This is a genomic window from Mesorhizobium sp. B2-1-8, assembly GCF_006442545.2.
GTDB lineage: Bacteria > Pseudomonadota > Alphaproteobacteria > Rhizobiales > Rhizobiaceae > Mesorhizobium.
Genome location: NZ_CP083952.1, coordinates 3,021,659 through 3,047,385, shown reverse-complemented (window position 1 = coordinate 3,047,385; position 25,727 = coordinate 3,021,659). Strand labels below are relative to the sequence as shown.

9 protein-coding genes and 1 pseudogene are annotated in these 25,727 nt (G+C 64.0%); 2 read left to right on the top strand and 8 right to left on the bottom strand.

The genetic code is table 11. The features are described 5' to 3' along the window. Positions 1-7: 7 nt before the first annotated feature. Both FJ970_RS14915 and FJ970_RS14910 read right to left on the bottom strand, forming a co-directional pair. Positions 8-2,449: a GcvT family protein gene (locus tag FJ970_RS14915; protein ID WP_140759037.1), complete on the bottom strand. Its 2,442-nt coding sequence runs from the start codon at positions 2,447-2,449 to the stop codon at positions 8-10. A gap of 76 nt (positions 2,450-2,525) precedes the next feature. Further along, positions 2,526-4,064, bottom strand: coding sequence for a trimethylamine methyltransferase family protein (locus FJ970_RS14910; protein WP_140759039.1), 1,539 nt, complete (start codon positions 4,062-4,064; stop codon positions 2,526-2,528). 216 nt (positions 4,065-4,280) lie between these two features. Here FJ970_RS14910 and FJ970_RS14905 point away from each other — a divergent pair, with 216 nt between their 5' ends. Continuing rightward, entirely contained in the window at positions 4,281-4,871 is a 591-nt protein-coding gene (locus tag FJ970_RS14905; RefSeq protein ID WP_140759041.1) for a transglycosylase SLT domain-containing protein, read from the top strand. 433 nt (positions 4,872-5,304) lie between these two features. Here the strand turns inward: FJ970_RS14905 and FJ970_RS14900 are convergent. The 6 genes and pseudogenes from FJ970_RS14900 to FJ970_RS14875 form a co-directional block, all read right to left on the bottom strand. Further along, a pseudogene (locus FJ970_RS14900) lies at positions 5,305-7,629 on the bottom strand (dipeptide ABC transporter ATP-binding protein); the annotation flags it as partial. Positions 7,630-7,677: 48 nt separating this feature from the next. Continuing rightward, positions 7,678-8,835: an ABC transporter permease gene (locus FJ970_RS14895; RefSeq protein WP_140759045.1), complete on the bottom strand. Its 1,158-nt coding sequence runs from the start codon at positions 8,833-8,835 to the stop codon at positions 7,678-7,680. 11 nt (positions 8,836-8,846) lie between these two features. Further along, positions 8,847-9,881: an ABC transporter permease gene (locus FJ970_RS14890; protein WP_140759047.1), complete on the bottom strand. Its 1,035-nt coding sequence runs from the start codon at positions 9,879-9,881 to the stop codon at positions 8,847-8,849. A 150-nt stretch (positions 9,882-10,031) separates the two neighbouring features. Further along, entirely contained in the window at positions 10,032-11,690 is a 1,659-nt protein-coding gene (locus tag FJ970_RS14885) for an ABC transporter substrate-binding protein (protein ID WP_140759049.1), read from the bottom strand. A 252-nt stretch (positions 11,691-11,942) separates the two neighbouring features. Continuing rightward, positions 11,943-17,999 carry a translocation/assembly module TamB domain-containing protein gene (locus FJ970_RS14880; RefSeq protein ID WP_140759051.1) on the bottom strand — a complete coding sequence of 2,019 codons (6,057 nt, stop codon included), beginning with the start codon at positions 17,997-17,999 and terminating at the stop codon, positions 11,943-11,945. Between the two features lie 2 nt (positions 18,000-18,001). Continuing rightward, positions 18,002-19,930, bottom strand: coding sequence for an autotransporter assembly complex protein TamA (locus FJ970_RS14875; protein WP_140759053.1), 1,929 nt, complete (start codon positions 19,928-19,930; stop codon positions 18,002-18,004). A gap of 280 nt (positions 19,931-20,210) precedes the next feature. On the opposite strand from FJ970_RS14875, the gene FJ970_RS14870 reads away from it, so the two are divergent. Beyond that, positions 20,211-25,709 (top strand): alpha-2-macroglobulin family protein, encoded by a 5,499-nt coding sequence (locus tag FJ970_RS14870; protein ID WP_140759055.1) that lies wholly within the window; start codon positions 20,211-20,213, stop codon positions 25,707-25,709. Positions 25,710-25,727 lie beyond the last annotated feature (18 nt).

Here is a 25,727-nt window from a genome sequence, read left to right as displayed (position 1 = left end):
TGATCTCTCACCCCCGCATTCGTTCGAAATTCGCATCGAACAGCGGCGTCGCCTGCATGCGCGCAGCATGCCGCTTGCCGAGCAACTCGATCTCGAAGCCGTCGCTCTCGTCGGCGATCTCCTTCGGCACGTAGCCGACCGCGACCGACTTTTGCGAATGATGGGCATAGCCGCCCGACGTCACCCAGCCGCGCACCGCGCCGCCGAACCAGATCGGCTCGTCGCCGATGACATCGGCATCATCGGCATCGACGATGAAGGCGCGCAGCCGCAGCTTGCCACCCTGTTTGCGCTCGGCCAGCGCCGCCGCCTTGCCGATGAAATCCGCCTCCTTGCCATAAGCGACGAAGCGGTCGAGCCCGGCTTCCAGCGGCCCGTAGATCGGCCGGTATTCGCGCCCCCATGAGCCATAGTTCTTCTCCAGACGCAGCGCGTTGAGCGCGCGCGAGCCAAACAGGCCGATGCCGAACTCTTCTCCTACCGCCATCAAGGCGTTGAACGCCGCACGCTGATATTCCGGCGCCACCCAGATCTCGTAGCCGAGATCACCGGTGTAGCTGACGCGGCCGACCAGGCAAGGCGCCATGCCGATATCCATCTTGCCGATAGCCATGAAGGGAAACGCCGCATTCGATATGTCGCAGCGCGTGGCTTTCGCCAGCACGTCCCTCGCCTTGGGACCGGCGATCGACAGGCCGGTGAGCCTTTGCCCCAGCGCTTCGATGTGGACCGAGCCATCATCGGGCAGATGCTGCTCGAACCAGCGCATGTGATATTGCTCGGCAATGCCGGAGCCGGCCAGGAACCAGCCCCCTTCTTCCCGATCTTGAGGGCCCAGATTGGCCAGCGTGAAATCGCCGATCAGTCTGCCGTCTTCCTTGAGCATCGGTGCCAGGGTCATGCGACCGGGCTTCGGCAGCTTGCAGGCGAGCATCCGGTCGAGCCAGGCCGCCGCCCCCTCGCCCGTCACCTTGTATTTGGCGAAGCTCGATATCTCCGACAGGCCGACGCCTGAGCGCACCGCCGCGACTTCGGCGGCGACATGGGTGAAGTCGCTCGAGCGCCGCCATGAGAACTCGTCCTTGACGCCTTCCGGCGCGTACCAGAGCGGCACCTCCAGCCCGTAGGCGACGCCCCATTGCGCGCCCCTGGCCGACAACAGGTCATAGACGGGCGTCGTCTTCAGCGGCCGCCCGGCCGGCAGTTCCTCGTTGGGAAAGCGGATCGAAAAGCGCCGGGAATAGTTTTCGCGCACCTTGGCATTGGTGTAGGCCATGGTCGCCCAGTCGCCGTAGCGCGCCACGTCCATCGCCCAGATGTCGGCGCCCGGATCGCCCTGGATCATCCAGTTGGACAGCGCCAGACCAACGCCGCCGCCCTGGCTGAAGCCGGCCATGACGCCACAGGCGACCCAGAAGCCCGGCAGGCCGCGCACCGGCCCGACCAGCGGGTTGCCGTCCGGCGCGAAAGTGAAGGGTCCGTTGATGATCTGCTTGATGCCGGTGTTCTGGAAGGCCGGGAAATGTCGGAAGCCGACCTCGAGCGACGGCGCGATGCGATCGATGTCCGGCGCCAGCAATTCATGACCGAAATTCCAGGGCGTCTGGTATTCTGACCACGGCTTGTTGGCCTTCTCATAGGTGCCCATCAGCATGCCGCCGCGCTCCTGGCGCAGATAGAGCTCGCCGTCGAAATCGACCGCGTGGATGACCTCGGTTCCGGTTTTCTGGTTCCAGGCAGCGACCTCCGGCATGTCCTCGGTGATCAGGTACATGTGCTCCATGGCGAGCACCGGCAGTTCGAGCCCGACCATGCGGCCGACCTCGCGCGCCCACAGGCCGCCGGCATTGACGACATGCTCGGCCACCACCTCGCCCTTGTTGGTGATGACGCGCCACATCCCGTCGGGACGGCGCACGATGTCCTCCACCTTGGTGAACCGTTCGATCTCGGCGCCCAGCTTTCGCGCCGCCTTGGCATAGGCATGCGTGACACCAGAGGGATCGAGGTGGCCGTCCTCCTTGTTGCGGACGGCGCCGACGAACTGGCTGGGGTCGAGCAGCGGCATCAGTTCGGCCGCCTCTTTGGGCGAGATTTCCTCCAGCTCGATGCCGAGATAACGGCCCTTGGCGACCACCCCGCGCAGCCAGTCAAGCCGCGCCTCGGTTGCAGCCAAAAGCACGCCGCCGGTCAGGTGGACGCCGGTCGCCTGGCCCGACAGCTCCTCGATCTCCTTGTAAAGGTTGATGGTGTATTTCTGCAGCTTGGCGACGTTGGGGTCGCCATTGATCGTGTGCATGCCGCCAGCCGCGTGCCAGGTCGAGCCGGAGGTCAACTCGTCGCGCTCCAGCAGCACGATGTCGGTCCAGCCATGGCGGGCGAGGTGGAACAGCACGGAACATCCGACGACACCGCCGCCAATGACCACGACCTTTGCATGCGATTTCATGAATTTTTCTCTGATATCAACGAGTTGGATGGGTGATGTGAATCGGGATGGGAAGTGCCTCGCGCCGACGCTAAAGTCACGGCTCGCCCTGCCCGATCGCCTCGCGCCGCTTGGCCATGTAAGCCTCGAGCTCCTCGCGCACGGCAATGTCCATTGCCGGCTCGATATAATCCTCCAGCGCCTTCTTCCACAGCCGCGTCGCGCGCGCGGTTGCGTCGAGACCGCCGGCTTCCTGCCAGGCTTCGAAATTCTGCCAGTTGGAGAGCATCGGCTGGTAGAAGGCGGTCACATAGCGCTCCAGCGTGTGCGGCTCGCCGAAGAAATGGCCGCCGGTCGGCACCGCGCCCAATGCCTCGACGGCAAGCTCGGCCTCGTCGACCACGATCGGGCGCAAAAACTCCATCATGTGCTGGATCATCTCGATGTCGATGATGAATTTCTCGAACGATGCCGTCAGCCCGCCCTCCTGCCAACCGGCGGCGTGGTAGACGAGGTTGCCGTGGCCGAGCACCGCGCCCCACAGTGCCATCAGCGTCTCATAGGCGCCTTGTGCGTCGGCGGCGTTGGAGGCCGAGCCCGGTGTCGTCCGGTATGGTAGGCCGTAGCGCCGCGCCAACTGTCCCGAGGCGATGTTGGCCTTGGTATTTTCGGGCGTGCCGAAGGCCGGCGCGCCCGACTTCATGTCGACATTGGACGTGAAGGCGCCGTACATCACAGGCGCGCCCGGACGCACGAGTTGCGTCAGCACAACGCCGAACAGCGCCTCGGCATTCTGCTGCGCCAGGGCGCCGGCCAGCGTCACCGGGCTCATCGCCCCCATCAGCGTGAACGGTGTCACCGCCACCGACTGACCGTACTCGGCCATGGTCATCAGCCCCTCGGCCATCATCTCGTCGAAGCGGCGCGGCGAGTTAACCGAAATGATGGTGGCGATGCCGGGATCATCGCGCATCTGATCCAGCGTCAGCCCGCGCGAAATCGCCATCATCTCGATGCCGTCCAGAGCCCTGCCCCGACCGATCGCCGAGACATGGAAACTCTTGTCGGTCAGCGTCAGATTGGTGAAGTAGGTGTCGAGGTGGCGTGAGTTGGCCGGCAGCTCGACCGGCGCGCAGACCTGGTTGCCAAGCATGTGGACGCAGTTGAAATGCTGCGCCAGGCGGGTGAGATCGGCATAGTCGCGCAGATTGCCAGCGCGGCGGCCGCGCTCCATGTCGTGCACATTGGGAGGACCGGCCACAAGCGTGAAATTGATGGTGTTGCCGCCGAGATGGATTGACTTGGCCGGGTTGCGTGGGGTCAGCGTATAGTCTGACCGCGTGGTCTTCAGCGCCTCATCGATCATGCCGCGATCGACACGCACATTGGCCGAGGCGTGATCAACCTTGGCGCCGGCCTTCTCGAACAGCGATAGCGCACGCGGGCTCATCACCTCGATACCGAAATTCTCCAATATGTGCATCGACGCCTGATGGATCGCCTCGATCTGGTCTGATGACAACAACGCCATCGGCGGATAGGGATTCGTCACCCGCCTGGGCGGCAGCTGCGCGATAGGCGCTGGGCCTCTGTTGCTGGTGCGCTCGGCGCCGCGCTTGCGTCTTGGTTCGGTCATGCCGGCATCAAAGCTTCGGCAGCGCGGCCGGTCTGTCAGAAATACGCCGCTTGCCGGCGTGATTTTAGCCAAGGCGGCATATCTGCAATGTCTGTTTAGAAAAAGCGACAATCGGCGTCGGAATACCGATACGGCATTTTCCCATCTGCTGGTGCCGGCGAAGCCTTAACGGCGGTAGCAAGATTCCCTTTATGATTTCGGCCTATTGCTCCTCACATGCGTAGGTCGAGTTTTAGTAAAATTGTAGCAGTTTGCGCGCTGTTGGCGCTTTCGGCTTGCGCCACCGCGCCCAGCCACATCAACAATGTCTGCGCCGTCTTCGACCAGAATGACGGCTGGTTTGACAATTGGCAGTCGGCGGCCGAGCGCGCGTCCCAGAAATACGGCGTGCCGGTGCCAGTGCTGATGGCCACCGTGCGCAAGGAGTCCGGCTTCAAGAGCAACGCCCGGCCGCCGCGCACAAAGCTGCTCGGCTTCATCCCCTGGAAACACGTCTCGTCGGCCACCGGCTTCTCGCAGGCGCTGGACGGCACCTGGTCGCAATATCAGAGCGAGACCGGCAATTGGGCGGCACGGCGAACGAAATTCGCCGACGCCGTCGACTTCGTAGGCTGGTATCATTCCAAGACATCAGACAGCTACGGCGTCGCGCGCAACGACACCTACAACCTCTATCTCGCCTACTATCTCGGCTGGACCGCCTATGGCCGAGGCAATCGTGGCGATGCCGGGGTACAGGGCTATGCACGGGCCACCGACAAGATGGCCCGCGATTATGCACAACAACTGAGCCAGTGCGGCAACTAAAGTGTTGCCGCAACGGTCGTGGCTTTCAGCGCGGCTTCTTGCCGAACACCTTGATGTATTCAGCCTCGCCGCCCTTGGCTAGCGCCTTTGCCTGCTTGACCCAGTCCTCGCGCTCGATACGGCCGTGGAATCTCAGATGATCGTCAACCCACTCGCGCTCTGCTTTCTTCCATGCGGCGACCTGAGCGTAGGTGAAGATGCCGAGGCCATTGAGGATGCCCTCCGTCTTCGGGCCGACGCCGGAGATCAGCTTGAGGTCATCGGATTTGGCAGGCTTGGCGATGCCGGACGGGCGGTTCTTGTCGACATTTGCGCCGGCCAGACGGGTCTGCCTCGCCGCCGGCTCAGCAATTGGTGCCACGCGTGCGTTCTCCGCCTGGCGGCCGTCTCCAAGCGTCCTTGGCGTGAACGGCGCGGAGGTGGCGTTGGCGGGCTTCGGAGAGGCATCGCCGGTCTCGGAGACGTCGTCCCGAACTTCGTGCCGGCGGGCCCGTGAAACGGCTTCGGCCTCCTCGGCGGCCTCCCCCACGGCGTCGGCTTCCGCACTGGCCGTCTTGCCATGCGGCCGGTCGGGCGGAGTTCCGGCAAAGCCCGGACCGTCGCCATGGGGCGCATCATCCGGCACGCCCTCATTGGCGGCGTGTTCCTTGTCGAATTTGATCACCGGCTCCATGGTCTTGAGCACTTCGTCGGAAAGCCAGCACAGGCTCATATGGCCGTCGCCGAGGTTCTTGACCGGCGGCACCTTGGTCTCGCACAGATTGTCCGGCACCAGCTTCTTGTAGCCGCAGCGTGTCTGGAACGGGCAGCCGGACGGCGGGTTCATCGCCGAGGGGATGTCGCCCTCCAGCACGACATGTTTCTTGATCACGCTGGTGTCGGCAATCGGGATCGCCGACAGCAGCGCCTCGGTATAGGGGTGGTAGGGCGGTGCGAAGATCTGGTCTGTCGTGCCCTGCTCGACGATATAGCCGAGATACATGACGACGACCCGGTCGGCGATGTAGCGCACGACGGAGAGATCGTGGCTGATGAACAGCATCGTCGTCTTGTTCTTGCGCTGGATGTCCATCAGCAATTCGGTCACCGCCGCCTGCACCGAGACGTCGAGCGCCGAAACCGGCTCGTCGGCCACCACCACCTTGGCGTCACCGGCAAAGGCGCGGGCCACACCGATACGCTGCTTCTGGCCACCTGAGAGCTGTCGCGGCTTCCGGGTCTCGAAGGCGCGCGGCAGCTTCACTAGGTCGAGCAGTTCCAGCATGCGTTTGCGCCGGTCGGCGACCGTCTTGCCGACATTGAATTTTTCCAGCGTGCGGATGATCTGCGATCCGACCGAATGGCTGGGGTTGAGCGTGTCGAATGGATTCTGGAACACCATCTGGATCGACGACACGGTGTCGACGCTGCGGCTCTCGATGCCGGTCGACTGGATTTCCTTGTTGCCCAGCGTCACGCTGCCGGAACTGGCCGTCTCCAGCCCGAGCAGCACCTTGGCCAGGGTCGACTTGCCGCAGCCGGATTCGCCGACGATGGCGACCGTCTCGGATTCGCGCGCCATGAACGAGATCGTCTCGTTGGCCTTGACGACACGGCCCTCGCTCGAGCCGAACACCTCGCTGCCGCCGACCTTGTAGTATTTCCGGAGGTCCTCGATCTTGAGCACCGGCGCACCGGGCACGACACGTTCATTGACCTTCTTGGCACCGGGCGGCAGCGCTTCCCAGTCGATCTCGTTGAAGCGCACGCAGCGCGAGAAATGGCCTTCGTGTCCCGCGACCTCGATCATCGGGATCTCGGCGGCGTTGCAGACGCCCTCGACGAAATGGTGACAGCGCGGGCCGAAATTGCAGCCCTTCGGCCGCTCGTGCGGCAGTGGCAATTGGCCGGGGATAGAGATCAGTGGCCGCGAGTTCTTGTCCGCGCCCGGCAGCGGGATCGAACGGAACAGCCCTTGCGTATAGGGGTGGCGCATCCGGTCGAAGACGTCCTTGATCTTGCCGGTCTCTACCGCCTCGCCCGAATACATCACCGTGATGCGGTCGCAGGTTTCCAGGATGAGGCCGAGATTGTGCGAGACGAAGATCATCGAGGTGCCGAACTTCTCGCCGAGACCCTTGACCAGATCGACGATGCCCGCCTCCACGGTCACATCGAGCGCGGTGGTCGGCTCGTCGAGCAGAAGCAGCGCCGGCTTCGACAGCAGCGCCATGGCGATGACGATGCGCTGCTGCTGGCCGCCGGAAAGTTGGTGCGGATAGGAGCGCATCATGCGCTCGGGATCGGGAAGCTTGACCGAGCGCACCATTTCGAGCGCCCTGGAATAGGCCTCTTCCTTCGACACCTTGTCGTGGATCAGCGGCACTTCCATCAGCTGCTGGCCGATCTTCATCGCCGGATTGAGGCTGGCCATCGGCTCCTGGTAAATCATGGCGATCTTGTTGCCACGGATGGCGCGCAGCTCCTCGTCGGAGAGCTCGCCCATGTCCTTGCCCTGGAACTTGATCTTGCCGCCGACGATTTTTCCGATGTTGGACAGGTCGCGCATGATGCCGAGCGACACGGTCGACTTGCCGCAGCCGGATTCACCGACGATGCCCATCGCCTCGCCCGGCATGACCGTGCAGGAAAAATCCATCACGGCCGGTATTTCGCCCTTGCGGGTGAAGAAGGAGATCGACAGGTTCTCGATCTCGATGATCGGCCCATTGGTCGGCCCATTGGTCGGCTTGGCGGGATTTCGAACTGCCTCGTTCATGGGTCGCTCCAATCCAAATTATACCAGATGCGGGTCAAGACCCGTCAATCAGTCTTTCATCGATTGCTCGCGCAGCGAATCGGCCAACAGGTTGAGCCCCAGCACGAACGACATCAGCGCGATCGTCGGCGGCAGCGCCGGGTGGATGAAGGAGCGCAGCAATCGGCTGGCGTCCTTGATCGCGGTGCCCCAGTCCGGGCTCTCGGGCGCAAGGCCGAGGCCGAAATAGCCCAGCGTGCCGAGCAGGATCGTGGTGTAGCCGATGCGCAGGCAGGCATCGACGATCAGCGGACCGCGTGCATTGGGCAGGATCTCCCACAGCATGATGTACCAGGGTGATTCACCGCGCGTTTGCGCCGCCGCCACATAGTCGCGAGTCTTGATATCCATGGTCAGGCCGCGCACGATGCGGAACACGCCGGGGCTGGAGGCGAACACCACAGCCACGAAGATGTTGAGCTGATTGGGATCGATGTGGACGATGTGCAGCGGATCCCTGTCGAAGACGAGGCCGAGGTAGATCCAGCCGCCTATGATCAGCGTCAGACCAAGCAGGATGTAGATCCGGTCGGGCCGGTTCTTGTAGCGGGTCCAGAACAGCACGCTGAAAAAGATGATCGGAAACAGGAAGAAGACACCCGCCAGCGCATAGGGGATTGGCGTGTCCATGATGCCCGGCGTCACCAGCAGGTAGAACAGCAGAATCACCGGGAAAGCCAGCACCAGGTTGGCCAGGAACGACAGGACGGAATCGATCTTGCCGCCGTAATAGCCGGCCGGCAGGCCAAGCGTGATGCCGACCATCAGCGCGAAACCGGTCGCGGCGGGCGCGATGATCAGCACGATCTGGCTGCCATAGACCATGCGCGAGAACACGTCGCGCGCCAGCTTGTCGCCGCCGAAGAGATAGACGAGCCCCGATTGCGGTTCGATGGCGCCGGGCAGCGTGTCCTTCATGATCGGGATCTGGCCGAGCGGATCGAAAGGCGAGATGGTCGAGGCGAAGATCGCCGTGAACAGCCAGAACAGGCAGATGAAGACGCCCGCCATGCCGACGCCGCTGTCGAACAGCTGGCCATAGAGGGCCAGCTTCTTCTTGTAGAGAAAGCTCGCGCCCATGACGATGGCGAGCGCGACCCAAACCGGCCAGAAGCGCCAAAGCACTTCGAGGATGATGGTGGAGGCGCCGATATATTGAGCTTGCATGCGCCTTCTCCCTACTGAACGCGGATGCGCGGATTGAGGAACGCGTAGCCGACGTCGGAAATGAGCTGGGTGATCAAGACGATGAACACCGAGACCAGCGAACAGCCGAGCAGAAGATCGATGTCGTTGTTGCCGGCGGCCTCGACCAGCGTATAGCCGAAGCCCTGGTAGCGGAACATCACCTCGACGATGACGACGCCGGTGAGCAGCCAGGGGAACTGCAGCATGATCACGGTGAACGGGGCGATCAACGCGTTGCGCAGCGCGTGCTTGACCACCACGCTTTTGAAGGAAAGCCCCTTCAGGCGTGCCGTGCGGATATATTGCTGCGTCATCACCTCGACCATCGAGGCGCGCGTCATGCGCGCGATGTAGCCGATGCCGTAGATCGCCAGGGTGATCACCGGCAGCGTGAAATTGTAGAAAGTGATGCCCTGGCTTGCCGAGGCGGCGGAACCGTTCAGCCAGCCGAGCCAGGAGGCGAAGACGACGGTGAAGATGACGCCCGACACATATTCAGGTGTCGCCGTCGAGGCGATCGAGGCGACCGACAGCACGCGGTCGGTGCGCGAGCCCTCGCGCATACCGGCAAGAATGCCGATCAGCAGCGAAACCGGCACCATCACCGCCAGCACCCAGAACATCAGGATGCCGGTGGCGCCGAGCGCCGGGAACAACTTGGCCCCAACCGTGGTCTTGAACTTGGTCGAACAGCCAAAATCACCGTCGATGACGCCGGTGAATGTCGGCACCGTCGGGTCGTTGCAGAAGGAGAAACGCTGCGTCGTCTTCCCGGTCGCCGGATCCGTGATCGGCTGCTTGGGCAAGACGCCGAGCCACTGGCCGTAGCGGACGAAGAAGTTCTGGCGGTAGCCGTGATTGACCAGCCAGCTTTCGAGCTGCTCGGCCGATGTGTGCATTTCGGTCTGGCTGATCGCCAGCTTCTTAAGATTGGGTTCGAGATTGACGAGGAAGAAAACGACCAGCGTCAGGCACAGCATCGTGAGCAGAATAGTGCCGATGCGTCTGATGATGAATGAGAACATTGTGCCCCCCTGCCGGCCGGGTTGGGGTCAGATATGGTCAACCCTGTTTCGAAAACCTTGTGACGTCACGCCGCCGCTGCATCCAGTGCAACGGCGACGATCCTGCGAATACGAGGGGCCAATGGCCCCTCGTATTCGTCAAGCTGTGGGTCACGCCTGATCGAGCCAGACCTTGCCGAAGTCGTGCTCGTAGGTGGGGTGCATCGAGTGGTTCTTCACCTCGGGCTTGATGTTGATGTAGAGCTTGCGCCAGTAAGGCTGGATGATGATGCCGGACTCCTGCAGCATCGTCTCGATGTCCTTCATCACCACCTTGCGCTTCTCCGCATCGGCGATGCCGAGTGCCTCGTTGACCTTCTTGTCGAAGTCCGGATTGGCATAGGCCGTCTCGTTCCAGGCTTCGCCGGAGCGGTAGGCGATGGCGATGACCTGGATGCCAAGCGGACGCATGTTCCAGTTGGTCTCCGAGAAGGGGTACTTCGTCCAGTCGTTCCAGAAGGTCGAGCTCGGCAGCACGGTGCGCTTCACCTTGATGCCGGCCTCGCGCAGCTGGGCCGCGATCGCGTCGGTGGTGTTCTTGTGGTAGTCCTCGTCATTACTGATCAGCTCGTGCTCGAAATCGATCACGCCGGCTTCCGTCAGCATCTGCTTGGCCTTGGCCATGTCGCGCTTGATCTTCGGCAGTTCGACATATTCCGGATGGATCGGCGCGACATGGTGGTTTTCGGCCGGCGTGCCGGCATTGCCGTAGCCGAGCTGCAGCACCACCGAATTGTCCACGGCAAGACACATCGCCTGCCGCACCTTCTGGTCGCCATAGGGCTTGGCATTGACGTTGAAGCGAGAGACCACGGTTGCCGCGGTCACGACTTCCGATGCCGGCGCGCCGACGCCTTCGATGATCTTGACGTAATCGGCCGTGGTTTCGTGGTTGGTCTGCACTTCGCCCGATTCGAAGGCCGAAACCGTCGCGGCCGGATCGGTGCCATAGTCGATGAACTCGACGCCATCGAGGAAGGCCTCGCCCTGCCACCACTTGCCGGTCGTGCGGCGCTTGTAGACCACCTTCTGGCCGACATCATAGGAGACGAGCTCGAACGGACCGGTGCCGATCGGGCAGTTCTTGAAGTTCGCGCCCTTCTCGTCGAAGGTCTTGTGGACGACGAGGCCGGGATAGTCGCACAGGTTCGGGATGATGGCGATGTCGGGCTTCGACAGCTTCAACTTGACGGTCATGTCGTCGACCTTGACCACGGACCCTTCGCGCAACTTCTTGGTCTTCTCGTCGACGAGGCTGCCGAGGCGTCCCGGCATCGAGTTGCCTTCCGCTGATTTGTCGGCCCAGCGCGAGAAATTGTAGATCACGTCGTCGGCGGTGAACTTGTCGCCATTGTTCCATTCGACGCCAGGCCGCACATGCAGCGTGTATTCGGTCGCGTCGTCGTTGATGTCCCAGCTTGCCAGCAGATATGGCGCGAAGGTGTACTCCTTGGTATATTTCACCAGCGGCTCGAGCGCCTGGCGCTCGGCGTTGGAAATCTCGGACCAGTCGGCGGTACGCGGATCCTTGGGATCCTTGATCGACATCGCCACCTTCAGCACGCCGCCCTTCTTGCCCTTGACGTCCTCGGCCTTAGCCGGGGTCGGAGCGGCTAGGCCGAGCAGGCCGTAGGCCATGGCCGTCGACGCGCCGAAGACGCTGGCGAGCGCGAGGAATTCGCGGCGATCGACCTTGCCCGACTTGGCTTCTTCGGCCATCGCCAGGATGTGATCCGGAACGCTGTCGCCGTTGCTCTTATAGATTGTCATGACTAACTCCCATTGTTGGCTTTCCGCCGATTAACATTCCGCATCCGGGCCATGATGTCAAAGACGGCGTGGATTGGGAACATGTTAGCGAATGTGCAACTTTGGGAGGGGAGCGGTTCGCGCGATAGCGACAGTCTTGGCGCAAAATTGCTAGTGCGCCCAGATTTCGCCAAAATCTCTTTTGGCGATTAAACTGAGACATTCGCACCGGTTACGACAGCGCCAGTTGCGGCCAGGACAAGGGCCAGACCCTCAATATTCCTTCTCGTAGAAGATGCCGCCCTTGGCTTCGCCGGCGTCCGTAGCCTCACCGCGCAGTTTAACGCCGCGCCCGACATTGAGATCGACGGTCGCCTTGCCTGAACCCGGCTTGTCGCCCTTCTGGATCGTCACGTAGGTGCGGTCGTTCAGGTACTTGCCGGCCGAGACCGCCGTGCCACCCTTCTCATCGGTGGTGACGTCGAGATCGTCGACGCCAATGGCGCTGCGCAGATTCTCCAGCAGCGACGTAGAGCCGCCGACACCAGCCAGTTGCCCGGCCGCTTGGGCCAGCTGCGCGATCTGCAGCGGCGACAGGTTCGACATGGACCGCCCGAAGATCAGCTGCGCCAGCACTTCATCTTCCGGCAGCGCCGGCACCGAACTGAAGGTGAATTTCGGATTGGTCGCCTCGCCCGAGACCACGATGGTGACGGTTGCGCCGGTCGTGGTCGTCGTCGCGGTCAGGTTGAGATAGGGCACCAGCGAGCCGGAGAACCCGACCGTGCCTTCGGTGAAGGTCAGCCGCTTGCCAAGGATCGACAGCCGGCCGCGCTGCAAGGTGAAGGTGCCGACGGCTTGCGGCGACGAGGCCGGGCCGGTTAGTTTGAGCGAGCCGCCGAGTTCGGCGTCGACACCCCTGCCCTGGATGAAGATCTGGTTCGGCGCATTGACCGTGACGTCGAGCGCAAGGCCGCTGCCGCCGCTCTTGCCGCTGGTCGTCGCCGGGCGCAGCGCCTTATCTTGCGCCCTGACCGGGCCTGGCGCATTCTTGTGCTTGACGTCGAGCGCCGAGAGCGAGCCCGGCAGTTTGTCTGGAACCGTGATGACGGTCTTGGCCAGGTTGACGGTGCCGGCAATCGCAGGTGCCGAAGTGAGCGGCCCCTTGATCGTCAGGTCGCCGCCAAGGTTGGCGGTCACCACGCGTCCATCCGTGTAGCGGCCATCGGTGAGCTTGATCGACAGGTCGGCCGGGAACCCTTGCGCCGGATTGATGCCGACCGTACCGCTGGCCGACAGGCTGCCGCGCGTCGACAGCGTCCCGGTCAACCGATTGATCCTGGCGACGCCGTTGCCTATCGAGACATCGGCCGCGATATCGTTGACGGCAAGGCCCGAGCGTGCGTCGACCAGCCGCGCGCCCGAGGTTTTGACGCTGCCGCCGATCACGGGCGATGTCGCCGGACCGCGCACCTGAACATTGACGTTGGCATTGCCGGTCAACGACAGGCCCTGTGCGGCAAGCTTCTCGCTGAGCAGGCCGAATGGCGCGGCACCGTTGAAGTCGAGCGCCAGCGCCGGCGTGCCCGCTGTCGTCACCGTGCCGCCGCCCTTGAGGCCAAGGCCAGCCCCATCGCTGATATTGGCATTGAAGGCCAGCTTGTTGCCGGCGAAGGTGCCGGACGAGGAAACACTCACCGCGCCGACGCCCGCGCCACGGGTCTGCGATGTCTGCACGCCGGCCGCGTCTATGTTGAAGGCAACGGCGGGGCTCGCTGGTGCGCCCGTCACTTTCACCGTGCCGGAGATGGAACCCGCGGCATCGAGCCCGGGCGAGAAACTGTTGGCGAGCGACATCGGCACGCGCGCCAGCACTGCATTGATGTCGAGCGCCTGCCCGACCTTGCCGGTTACCGTCGCGGTGCCGCCGCCAAGGTTGAGCACCAGCCTGTCCAGCGTCGTCGTGCCGTTGGCGATGCTGACGGTCGAGGCCTGGGCGATGGCCGCCTTGATGCCCTGGACGGTCGCCTGCCCCGAAGCGAGCTCGATGGTGGTGGTGCCGCCGGCCACCTTCACGCGGCCGGCTGCCCTTGCCGGAATGCCCTTGACCGTCGCGCCGCCGGAGAAGCCGGTCCAATCGCCATCGCGCTTCAAATCGACATCGATGCCGCTGATCAGGGTGCCGCCCGATGTGACGGTGTCGGCGCGGATCTTGCCGGAGATGACTGGCGCGCCGAGATAGTTGGCGATCAGCGCATCGATGGAAACGGCTTTCGCCTGGAGATCGCCACGCGTGATCGAGGCGGTAGCCGCCTTGATGGCGACTTGGGGTGCCGCGCCTTTCCTGGAGAAGGCGATCGTGCCGCGCATGTCGCCTTCCGCCTTTTCCAGCGCCAGCGCGGCGAGCGGGCCGATATCGGGCAGGTCGAGCGAGATGGTGCCTTCAGGCACGAACTTGTCGTCCAGTGCCAGATCGCCGGAGATCCTGTTTTTGCCCAGCGACAGAAGCAGGCCGTTGATGGCGCTCTTGCCGCCGGCGGTTGCCAGCACGGCACTCCCCTGCAGCGCCTGGCCGGCGACAATGCCGGTGAGCTGCACATTGGCCGCCGGGTTGGCGGCATCGGCCTTGCCGGTGGCGGTGAGCTTCAATCCGGTGATCTCGCGCGATGCCACCGAGAGCTTGTCGCTGTTGACGGTAAGCGACAGGTCCGGTGCCATGGTCGGCCCTTGCGCGCTGAGCGCGAAAGCTATGGCGCCCCTGGCATCCTTCGACAATGGCGAGATGTCGCTTAGCGTCCCCCTGATGTCGGCGGTCACTTTGTTGTCGGCAAGGCTTGCCTGCCCGTCGGCGCTCAGCGCGCCCGAAGTCAGTTTCAATCCACCCAGGTTGAGATTGCCGTTGGGCTCGCGCTTCAGCGTGGCGCTTATCTCGGCGCGGTCGCCAAGCATGCCGCGTGCCGCCGCTGGCAAGGCCGATGATGGCGCATCCGCCTTCAGGTTGAGGTCGATGGCACCGTCACGCAGCGATACCTGGCCGGCGACCTGGCTGCTGAGGGCATCGCTTTTCAGCGAGCCGCTGTCGATGGCGACGGCGTCGGCGCTCAGCCGGGCGTTGAGCGCCGCCGTGACCTTGCCCGCGATGAGTGGCGCGATCGTTGGATTGTCGAGCCCAACCTTGTCCACCGACACCGTTCCGGAAACCGGCCCGGCGCGATTCCTAAGATCGAACGCATCCGAGTGCAGCGTCAGGGTAAGTCCGTCCACCTTCGCAGGGTTGGTGACGACCGAGGGCAGGATCGCGGAAAGGTCCAGCCGGGCATGCGTGCTGTCACCCGCAATTTTTGCCGACACTGATCGGACCTCGATCTTGACCGGGCTCTCGGCGCTTCCGACCGTCAGCGGCAGGCTGGGGCCGGACGAGGTCAGATCGATCGCGAAATCGCTGGCCCCGTTCGGGTTGATGGTGCCGGCGGCCTGGCCGGAGACCTTGTCGCCGGAGAGGGTGGCGTGGTCGACGGCAACGCCGCCGGCAATCGTGTAGCTGCCGACCGCATCGACGGCGAGCGGTCCGAGCCCCGCCTGTCGGGTCTGGCTGGTCTCGGCGCCGGCCAGTTTCACGTTGAACCGGATGTCGGGAGCTGCGCGCGCTCCGCTCACTTCAGCGATACCGTCAAGTGTTCCCGCGGCATCGAGGCCAGGCGAAAACGCATTGGCAAGGGCGGCAGGCAAAGCGGAGACCTGTGCCGCAAGATCGAGGGTCTCGCCGGCGCTGCCCGACAGCGCCGCCTTGCCGCCGCCAATATCGAGCGCCAGCTTGTCGATCTTGGCCGTGCCGTCGGCGATGGTCAGAGCCGACGGTTCGGCAATCTCCGCCTTGATGCCGCGAATGGTGGCTTCGCCCGAGGCGATCTCGACGCTGGTGGTGCCCTCGGTGATCTTCACCCGACCGGCAGCGGTCGCCGGAATGCCCGCGATCGTGGCGCCGCCGGTGAAATCGGTCCAGTCGCCGTCTCGCTTGAGATCGACGCCGATGCCGCTGATTTCGGTGCTCCCCGAAGTGACCGCATCGGCCTTGATGGTGCCCGAGATCGCCGGCGCCTTGAGATAATTGGCGACCAGCGCATTGATGGCGATCGCCTTGGCCGTCACCTCGCCGCGCGCGACCGACGTGCTCTTGGCATCGATGGCAATGGAAGGCGCGTCGCCATCCTTGGCGAACAAGATGGTGCCGTTGATGTCGCCGGTCACCGCCTGGCCGGCAAGCGCGGCCAACTGGTCGATGGCAGGCGCGGCGAGCGTCAGCATGCCCAAGGGCATGAACTTGTCGTCGAGCGCCAGGTCGCCCGAGACCTTGTTGTCGCCCAGCGAAACAAGGAAGCCGTTGATCGAACGCTTACCCTCGCTGGTCACCAGCGCCGCCTTGATGTCGAGCGGCTGGTCGTTGACGGCGCCGGTCAGCGAGACGTTGGCGGAAGGGTTCGTTATGTCGGCTTTGCCGCTCGCGGTCAGCTTGATGGCCTTCACCGTGCGGCCCGAAGCGGTCAGGCTGTCGCTGCCGGCGCTGACAGTGAAATCCGGCGCGGTGATCGCGCCGGTGGCCGACAGCGCGAAATCGACCCCGCCGGCAACCGGCACGCCGACCGTCGGCGACAACACCGAAACGTCACCCAATTTGCCCTTGATGTCGGCCTGGATGTCCGTGCCTTGCATGCTGGCCGTACCGCTGGCGCTGAGCGATCCCGAAGTGAGTTCGATGGAGTTCGCGGCGAAGGAACCTTGCGGATCGCGCGATGCGGTGGCCGAGAATTTCACCCGTCCGCCGAGCACGGAGGCGATCTGCTGCGGGAACGCGGTCGCCACGGCATCGGCATTCATTTTGAGCTGCATCGACATGTCCGCGAGCGCTACCGTCGCCGTCAGCGACGCATTGAGCGCATCGGAGCGCAGCGTACCTTGATCGATGGCAACAATGGCGTCCTTGCTGATTGAACCGGCCAGATCGACGTTGACCTTGCCGGTGATCAGCGGCGCCAACGTCGCGACGTCGGTTTTCAGGCCGCCCGCCTCCAGCTTGACGGCAACCGGGCCGGCGCGATTCTGGATGTCGAAACCATCGGAATGGATCTGCGCCGCCAGATCGTCCAGCCGCGTGCCGCCGACGACGATCGAAACGAACGAGGCGCCGATGTCGACGATCGGCGCCTTGCCGTCGCCGAAGGCGCGAGCAGTGGCGTTCTTGATCGCGAGCGTGATCGGCTGCGCCTTGCTGCCTACGCTGATCACCACGGGCGGGCCCTTGGCGGCGAGTTCGACCGACAGGTCGCTGGCGCCGGCAGGATCGGCAATGCCGGAGGCGGTGCCGTGCACCGCATCGCTCTCGATGCTGGCCCGGTCGATGCTGATGCCGCCAGCGGATGTGGCGGTGCCCGCTACATCGAAGCTGGTCTTGCCGGCGAACAGCGACTTCAGGTTTTCCGGCAGGAAGCGCGCAAAATCGCCATCGCCCTTCGCCTCGACATGATTGCCCTTGTCGGTGAGCTGGTGCCGGCCGGTGAGTTGGGTGACGATCCGATGGTCGACGAGGAAGGTGCCGACTCCACTCCAGTTGGCAAGCGGCCCGCTGCCCGAAACCACGATATCGACCGGTGGCGCATCCTGCAGCTTGAGCAGGTTGGCAATGATGCCGCCGGCCGGTTCCGACGCCTTGAGGTCGAGGTCCAGCTTATTGTCGGCGGGTGCGAAATGGATCTTGGCATCGACATTGCCCTGTTTGCCGTCGTGGCGGGTGACGTTGAGCACCGTCTGGACCGCCAGTGGCGCGGCATCGGCCTTGAGCATTCCCTTGGCCGCGAGCTCGGCGATGCCGCTGCCGGCCAGCTGCTCGCCAAGCGCGATTTCCGGCAGGTCGATCTGCTTGATGTCGATGGAGACCGGCAGCGTCGTCGTGCCGCTTTGCGCCGGCGGCTGCGTGCCGGCCACCGGCAGGCGTGCAAGCTCGATGCGCTCGGCCGCGATGCGGTCGGCGCTGAAGCTTTTCGACAAAAGTGCCGTCGGCGACCAGTCGACGGCCACCTTGCGCGCCACCAGCCAGGCGCCCTCGCGATCCTCAAGCACGACATGGTCGATGCTGAGCGCGCCCGACCAGATGCCGTCGATGCCGCTGACGGTGACCTTTCGGTCGTCGCTCGAGGCCAGCCGCGAAATGATGCCGGCGAGGTTGTCGCGCCCGCGCTCGGTCTTGGTCAGCACGACCAGCGCGCCTATCGCACCCGCGACCACGATCAGCAGGGTGTAAAGGACAATGCGAAGGATGCGCCAGACCGTCTTCATCGTCAAAACGCCTGGCCAATGCCGGCATAAATGCCGAAATGCGGGTCGCCGGGATCCCGGTTGAGCGGCACGGCCGCGTCGATGCGTAGCGGTCCGAACGGCGTGACATAGCGCAGCCCGACGCCGGCGCCGACCTTGACGTCGGAGAAGTTGGGAACCGACCTGGTCGATACCGTACCGGCATCGATGAAGGGCACGATGCCGATCGTGTCGGTGACGGCGATACGCATCTCCACCGAGGTTTCGAAGAAGGAGAGGCCGCCGATCGGCTGGCCGGTGAAATCCTTCGGACCTATGCCCTGATAGGCATAGCCGCGCACCGAACCGCCGCCGCCGGAATAGAAGCGCCGGTCGGCCGGAACGTTCTGCAGCCCGGTGCCGACGATGGAGCCGACTGTGACACGTTCGGCCAGCACGAACTTCGACGCGGTGTCCAGCGACTGATAGGCCGAGCCCTCGCCCTTCAGCTTAAGGAAGGCGGCACCACTCAATATGTCGTAGCTCGGCTCGGCATAGGCAAGCACCCTGAAGCCCCTGGTCGGGTTCAACCTGCTGTCCCTGTTGTCATAGACATATTGCAGCGGAATGCTGGCGATCAGGTAGGTGTGCTTGCCGAAGGCGTCGTGGATGCGCGAATAGTCGAGCGCGACCTCGGCCGATACGGTCTGCTTCTTGTCGAGTTCATAGGACAGGCCGGCGCTGCCCTTGACCGAGAAATGGTCATAGGCGTCCGGATGCTCGAGCACGGTCTTCATGCTGGCGAAGAACTTCGACGCCGGCCCGATCACGCCGGGCTTCTCGAACATGATGCCGGCATTGTAGTTCAGTTCGGACAGATTGTTGCTGCCGATGCCGCTGATGGCGCCGTCGATGCGCAGCTTTTCGGCACGGCCAAACAGGTTGCGATGGCCCCAGTAACCTTCCAAGCCAAGCCCCTCGGTGTTGGAAAATGTGCCGCCGAGGCCGTAATAGCGCGGCTTGCGCTCGCTGACCTGGACGCCGATCGGGATGTTTCCGTCGGCATCGAGCTTGTCGGCTTCCTTGAAGGTCACGCTGTTGAAGACCTCGAGCGCCAGCAACCTGTCACGCGCGTCGCTGATCTCCTGCGGCGAGTATTGCTTGCCGCGCTTCAGCCCGGTCATGTATTCGGTGAAGTCGCGGTCGACCTTCTCGGTGCCTTCCACGGTGGTCGCGCCATAGCCGGCGACCGGCCCGGCTGCGACCGTCAGCGTCACGTCGAGCGTCGATGTGGCATGGTCGGCGACGATCTGCCGGTCGGTCACCTTGGCCAGGGGCCTGCCCTGCTCCATCAGCGTCCGCACGATCAGCGCCTCGGCCTTGAGCACCGCGCCCGATCCGGCGTCGCCACCTGATATCAGCCCGTAATCGGCGCTCATCAGCCCCGCCGCGTCGCCCTCCAGCCGGATGTTGCCAAGAGTGAATTTGGGGCCGGCCGAAATGGTGATCGCCACCGGAATGGGCTGCGGACCCTTGAATTCTGCGTCCGGCGGCAGTTCGTCGAGCGGTTTGCCGTCGATGGTGATGGTGACGACGCCTTCATACCGGGCATCGGCATAAAGCGCCGCCACCAGCTGTTCGCGATCGCTGCGCGCCTTGGTCATCAGCCCGAGCGAGCCCGAAACCGGCCGGTCCTCGTCGCCCTTCAGCGCCGAGGCATTTTCGAGCTTCTTGACGAGATCCTTGTCGGCATCGGGTGCGGAGATGGTCACCGCGTAGCGCAGGGGATCGACAATGTCAGCGTCCTCGTCTTTAGACGACCCCCACAGCTTGATGCCGAAAATCTCGAACGCGGCCGCGGGCCTCGATTCGCAAAGCAGCGCCGACGAGCACATCATGGCCAAAAGCAGGGCGCGCGGAAGCACGCGCCCTGGCGCGGTCCCTCCTGACATCTGCTCTTCATGCGCCGGCATTAAGACAACCTAATTCGTAAACCTAAAATTGGAATGAAGTTCTGAAGCGCTCGTAAAGGGGCCACAATCCAATTGTCTGAAATAGGACGGGCTTGGAATTCACACCTTCTGCGTTTCCGCAAGAATGCGTGATCCCCTGTCCTATGGAGGTTACTGTCGCATACCGGTCCTTGGCCGGAAAATAAACCGTTGGCGGGCGGCACCTGCCGCGTTCGCGCGTTGACAAGCCCGACTGAAGCTTGATCATGCCCGGACGTCTGCAATTGTCTGGAGGGGTGTTATGGCAATGCGCGCGGCTCGTGGTCTGTCGATTCTCGTCCTTCTCTTCTTCGCCTGGGCCACCGCCTTAGCCTGGAACGGCGTCGCGCAAGCGGCCGAGGCCCGGCGCATCGCAACGACCGACAATTCCGACTATTTCGGTTTCGACCTCAGGTCGGACCAGAACGTCACGCTCGACCAGTGCAAGACGACATGTCTCGGCGATCCGGCCTGCCGCGCCTTCACCTACAACACCAAGGCCAAATGGTGCTTTCTCAAATCCGACTATAACCAGTTGAAATCCTTCATCGGCGCGATCGCCGGCAAGGTCGTCAACATCGACGGGGACCCGGACATCGGCGCGCCGCCCGAACTCGCCTTCTTCCCCAACTGGATGGCCGACCAGGCCCAGCAATACCGCAACAAGCTGCTTGGCCCGGCCTTTGACAAGCCGACCGAGGGCATGGCGGCTCTTACAAATGCCGCCGAACAGGCCGTATTGGCTGGCGACCATCGCTCCGCCATGCGGAAATATGAGGCCGCGGTCTCGGTCATGCCGGACGATGGCCAGCTCTGGCTCAAGCTGGCGCGCGAAACCCTGGCAGTGCAGCCCACCGCCAACACCTCCGAAGCCTCGACTTTGCCCGCAAACGGCACATCGGCCGCCTTCAACGCCTATAAACTGCTGCGCACCACCAAGACACGCGCCGAAGTGCTGGCGCTGCTCGGCAATGGTCTCGACAAGCGCGATCTCTACCGCCCGGCGCTGCAAGCCTATGAAGCCAGCCTTGCTCTGGAAAGTTCGCCCGCGGTCCAGGCCGAGTATGCCGATCTCAAGGCCCGCAAGGGGTTCCGTGTCATCGATCACTCTGTCGATGCCGACACCAGCGCACCGCGCATTTGTGCGCAATTCTCCGAGGATCTGGTCAAGACCGGCGTCGATTACGCGCAGTTCGTCACCGTCGACAACGCGCCGCCGAAGGGCGTCGAGGCCAAGGACAAGCAGATCTGCGTCGAAGGGCTCGAACACGGCCAGCACTATGACGTGACCTTCCGCGCCGGCCTGCCGGCCGCGATCGGCGAAGTGACCGCCGTCCCCGTGGTGCTGTCGATCTATGTGCAGGATCGCGCGCCGTCCGCCCGCTTCACCGGCGACAGCTTCGTGCTGCCGGCAGGCGCGCGCCGCGGCATCCCGATCGTCACCGTCAACATGAATGGCGCCGAGATGAAGCTGTACCGCATCGGCGACCGTTCGCTGGCGCAGCTTCTGTCGGGTTACCAGTTCCTGCACCAGCTCGACGGCTATGACATCTCCAACATTTCCGAGCAGATCGGCGCGCCGGTCTGGCAGGGCCAGCTCGACATCGTCAATGACCTCAACAAGGAAGTCACCACCTCCTTCCCGGTCGACGAAGCGCTGCCGCAGCGCAAGCCCGGCGTCTATGTGCTGACCGCGCAGCCCGTCAACGACAAGAGCGACGACTACGGCTCGCTGGCCACGCAGTGGTTCGTCGTCTCCGACATCGGCCTGTCGACCTATACCGGCCAGGACGGGCTCAACGTCTTTGCCCGTTCGCTGGGCAGCGCCAAGCCGATTGCCGGAGCCGAACTGACGCTGGTTGCCCGCAACAACGAGGTTCTCGGAACCGCGACATCGGATGCGAACGGCCACGCCGTCTTCAACCCCGGCCTAACGCGCGGTGACGGCGGCATGGTGCCGGCCGTGCTGATGGCCAAGCAGGGCGACAATGATTTCGTCTTCCTCGACATGGCCAAGGCCGGCTTCGACCTGTCCGACCGTGGCGTCACCGGACGCGCCGCACCGGGCGCGCTCGACGTCTATGCCTGGACCGAGCGCGGCATCTACCGCGCCGGCGAGGACGTCCATGTCGCCGCCCTTGCCCGCGACGGCGCGGCCAAGGCGGTCGAGAACCTGCCGCTGACCTTCATCTTCTCGCGCCCCGATGGCGTCGAGGATCGCCGCATCGTCAGCGACGGCGCATCGGCCGGCGGCCACGCCGTCGACCTGCCGCTCGAACCCAACGCCATGCGCGGCACATGGTCGGTGTCGATATACACCGACCCCAAGCAGCCGGAGGTTGCCAGCCAGATGTTCCTGGTCGAGGACTTCGTGCCGGATCGCATCGAATTCGACATGAAGGCCGACAAGCAGGAGATTGCGCGGGGCGAAACCGCCAACATCGACATTGACGGCCGCTTCCTTTATGGCGCGCCGGCGGCGGGCCTGGCGCTGGAAGGCGAATTGACGCTGTCGACGTCGCGCGACTGGGACCGCTTCCCCCACTTTTCCTTCGGCCTCGCCGACGAGCAGTCGGCGCAGCCGACGGTCACGCCGCTCACCGATCTGCCGGTGGTTGGCGATGACGGCAAGGCGACCTTCCCTGTTAGCGTCGACCAGTTGCCATCGACCACCAAGCTGGTCAACGGCAAGATAACGGTGCGCATGCGCGAAACTGGTGGCCGCGCCATCGAGCGCTCGCTCAACATCGGCATCCGTCCGCAAGGCCATATGATCGGCATCCGTCCGGATTTCGCCGACGGTGAAGTGCCGCAGGGGGGCACCGCCAAGTTCAGCCTGATCGCCGTCGATCCCGACGGCAAGCGCGAGGCGCTGAAAGGCGCGCAGTGGACGCTGGTCAAGGTCGAACGCAATTACCAGTGGTACCGCTCCAACAACTCCTGGAACTACGAGCCGGTGAGCTTGACCAAGTCGATCGCCAACGGCCAGATCGACCTCAACGCCGATGGCGACGCCACGGTCTCGGTACCTGTCGACTGGGGCCAGTACAGGCTCGAAGTCGAGACATCGGACCCCGAGGGACCGGCGACCAGCTATGAGTTCGACGCCGGCTGGTATGTCGCCTCGACCACCACCGAAACGCCTGACGGCCTGGAGATTGCCCTCGACAAGGATAACTATGCCGCGGGCGAAGTGGCCAAGCTGAAAATCTCGCCGCATTTTGCCGGCGAGCTTCTGATCAACATCGGCTCCGACAAGCTGCTGAAGACCATCACGGCGACCGTGCCGGCCGGCGGCAGCACCGTCGACATCCCGGTCGGGGACGACTGGGGCGCCGGCGCCTATGTAACGGCAACCCTGTTCCGGCCGGGCGATGCGCAGCAGACGCGCATGCCCGCCCGCGCAATCGGCGTGAAATGGCTGACGGTCGATCCGGGCGCCAAGAAGCTTGCCGTCACGCTCACGCCGCCGGACAAGACCGTGCCGCGCCAGCAGCTATCGATCCCTGTTTCCGTGGCCGGCGTGCAGCCGGGCACAAACGCCTATGTCATGGTTGCCGCCGTCGATGTCGGCATCCTCAACTTGACCAACTACAAGGCGCCGGATCCGGAGAACTGGTTCTTCGGCCAGCGCATGCTAGGCATGGAGATCCGCGACATCTATGGCCGCCTGATCGACGGCTCCCTGGGCACCACCGGCAAGCTCAGGACCGGTGGTGACGGCGCCAACATGCAGGCGCAAGGCAGCCCGCCAACCGAAAAGCTGGTTGCCTTCTTCTCCGGCATCGTCCAGCTCGATGCCGACGGCAAGGCACGGATCGACTTCGACATTCCGCAATTCAACGGCACCGTGCGCGTCATGGCTGTCGCCTGGACCAAGGAAGCGGTCGGCCATGCCCAGTCGGACGTGATCGTGCGTGATCCCATAGTGATCACCGCCGGCCTGCCGCGCTTCCTGGCGCCTGGCGACAACGCCGTCATGCGGCTCGACGTAGCCGACACCGACGGCCCCGCCGGCGACTACGCGCTGGCGATCGACACGACGGGCGACCTGTCGACAGGCGACAAGCCCCTGCCCCAGAAGCTGACGCTCGCCCAGGGCAAGCGCCAGACCTTGGCCGTGCCGCTGATCGCAAAGACGGCGGGCAATGCCTCGCTCACCATCAAGCTGGCGCACGCCGACGGCACCAAGGTCGAGCAGACACTCTATGTGCCGGTGCGCCCGGCTCAATTGCCGGTCACCACGCGTCTTGTGGTCGACCTCAAGGGCAATGGCGGCGCGTTGCGCGTCGACAAGGAACTGCTGGCGGCCAGCCTGCTTGAGGGCGCTTCGGTCAGCGTCGGCGTTTCGCAGGCGGCGGCCTTCGACGTGCCTTCACTGCTGATGACGCTCGATCGCTACCCCTATGGTTGCGCCGAGCAGACCACCAGCCGTGCCATGCCGCTTCTCTACGTCAACGAGATGGCATCGGGCGTCGGCATGGAAAACGACCCTGACCTGCACGGCCGCGTCCAGGACGCGATCTACAAGGTCCTGAGCTACCAGTCCTCGAGCGGCAGCTTCGGTCTGTGGGGACCAGGCTCCGGCGATCTGTGGCTCGACGCCTATGTCAGCGAGTTCCTGACCAGGGCGCGGGAGCAAAAATACGACGTGCCGGCTCTGGCGATGAACCAGGCCTTGAACAACCTGCAGAACTCGCTCGGCTACGACCAGAGCGTACAGGACCGCGGCAGCGAGATTGCCTACGCCCTCTACGTGCTGGCCCGCAACAAGAAGGCCTCGATCGGCGATCTGCGCTACTACGCTGACACCCAGCTCGAAGCCTTCTCGAGCCCTATGGCCGTCGCCCAGCTGGCGGCGAGCCTGGCGCTCTATGGCGACACGCAGCGTTCGGAGGCGACGTTCAAGACCGCGCTGCAGCTCGCCAGGTCGAGCACCGACTACGACTGGTACCGCTCCGACTACGGCTCGGCGTTGCGTGACGGCGCGGCGATGCTGTCGCTGGCGGCGGAATCGAAGCCGGTGTCGACGATCGTGCCCGAGCTGATCAAGCTGGTGACCAGGAAACGCGCCGAAGCCCGCTGGACCAGCACCCAGGACGATTCCTGGATGCTGCTGGCGGCGCGTGCGCTGAAGGAGGGCAACGATTCGATCGCGTTGACCGTCAATGGCGCGCCGCATTCCGGCGGCTATTCCAACCAGGTCAACGGCTCCGACCTGGTCGACAGCCCGCTCGAAATCGCCAACACCGGCAAGACTCCGCTGCAGGCCGTCGTCACCACCGTGGCCTCGCCGATCCAGCCTTTGCCGGCCGGTGGCGATGGTTTCACCATCAGCCGCACCTACTACAAGCTCGACGGCACCGAAGCCAATGTGACGGAGGCAACCCAGAACGAACGCTATGTCGTCGTGCTCAAGGTCACCGAGCGGAACAGCTGGCCGTCGCGCCTGCTGGTCACCGACCTGTTGCCGGCCGGCTTCGAGATCGACAATCCAGGCCTGGTCTCCAGCGCCCAGCTGTCGAACTTCTCCTGGCTGGCACAGACCGACGCCGCCCATCTCGAATTCCGCGACGACCGTTTCGTCGCGGCGTTCAACCCGGCCGACGGCGACCACGACCACAATCTGACGCTCGCCTATGTCGTGCGCGCCGTGACCCCGGGCACCTACGCCCATCCGGCGGCAACGGTTGAGGACATGTACCGGCCGCAATATTCGGCCCGCACCGCCACCGGCATGATGGAGATCAAGGCGCCGTAAGGCGCTGTGAAGATGAAC

What these genes read in the sequence shown, in the direction of transcription:
- FJ970_RS14915 (WP_140759037.1), bottom strand. Translation starts at nt 2,449, where the DNA reads ATGAAATCGCATGCAAAGGTCGTGGTCATTGGCGGCGGTGTCGTCGGA.
- FJ970_RS14910 (WP_140759039.1), bottom strand. Translation starts at nt 4,064, where the DNA reads ATGACCGAACCAAGACGCAAGCGCGGCGCCGAGCGCACCAGCAACAGA.
- FJ970_RS14905 (WP_140759041.1), top strand. Translation starts at nt 4,281, where the DNA reads ATGCGTAGGTCGAGTTTTAGTAAAATTGTAGCAGTTTGCGCGCTGTTG.
- FJ970_RS14895 (WP_140759045.1), bottom strand. Translation starts at nt 8,835, where the DNA reads ATGCAAGCTCAATATATCGGCGCCTCCACCATCATCCTCGAAGTGCTT.
- FJ970_RS14890 (WP_140759047.1), bottom strand. Translation starts at nt 9,881, where the DNA reads ATGTTCTCATTCATCATCAGACGCATCGGCACTATTCTGCTCACGATG.
- FJ970_RS14885 (WP_140759049.1), bottom strand. Translation starts at nt 11,690, where the DNA reads ATGACAATCTATAAGAGCAACGGCGACAGCGTTCCGGATCACATCCTG.
- FJ970_RS14880 (WP_140759051.1), bottom strand. Translation starts at nt 17,999, where the DNA reads ATGAAGACGGTCTGGCGCATCCTTCGCATTGTCCTTTACACCCTGCTG.
- FJ970_RS14875 (WP_140759053.1), bottom strand. Translation starts at nt 19,930, where the DNA reads ATGCCGGCGCATGAAGAGCAGATGTCAGGAGGGACCGCGCCAGGGCGC.
- FJ970_RS14870 (WP_140759055.1), top strand. Translation starts at nt 20,211, where the DNA reads ATGGCAATGCGCGCGGCTCGTGGTCTGTCGATTCTCGTCCTTCTCTTC.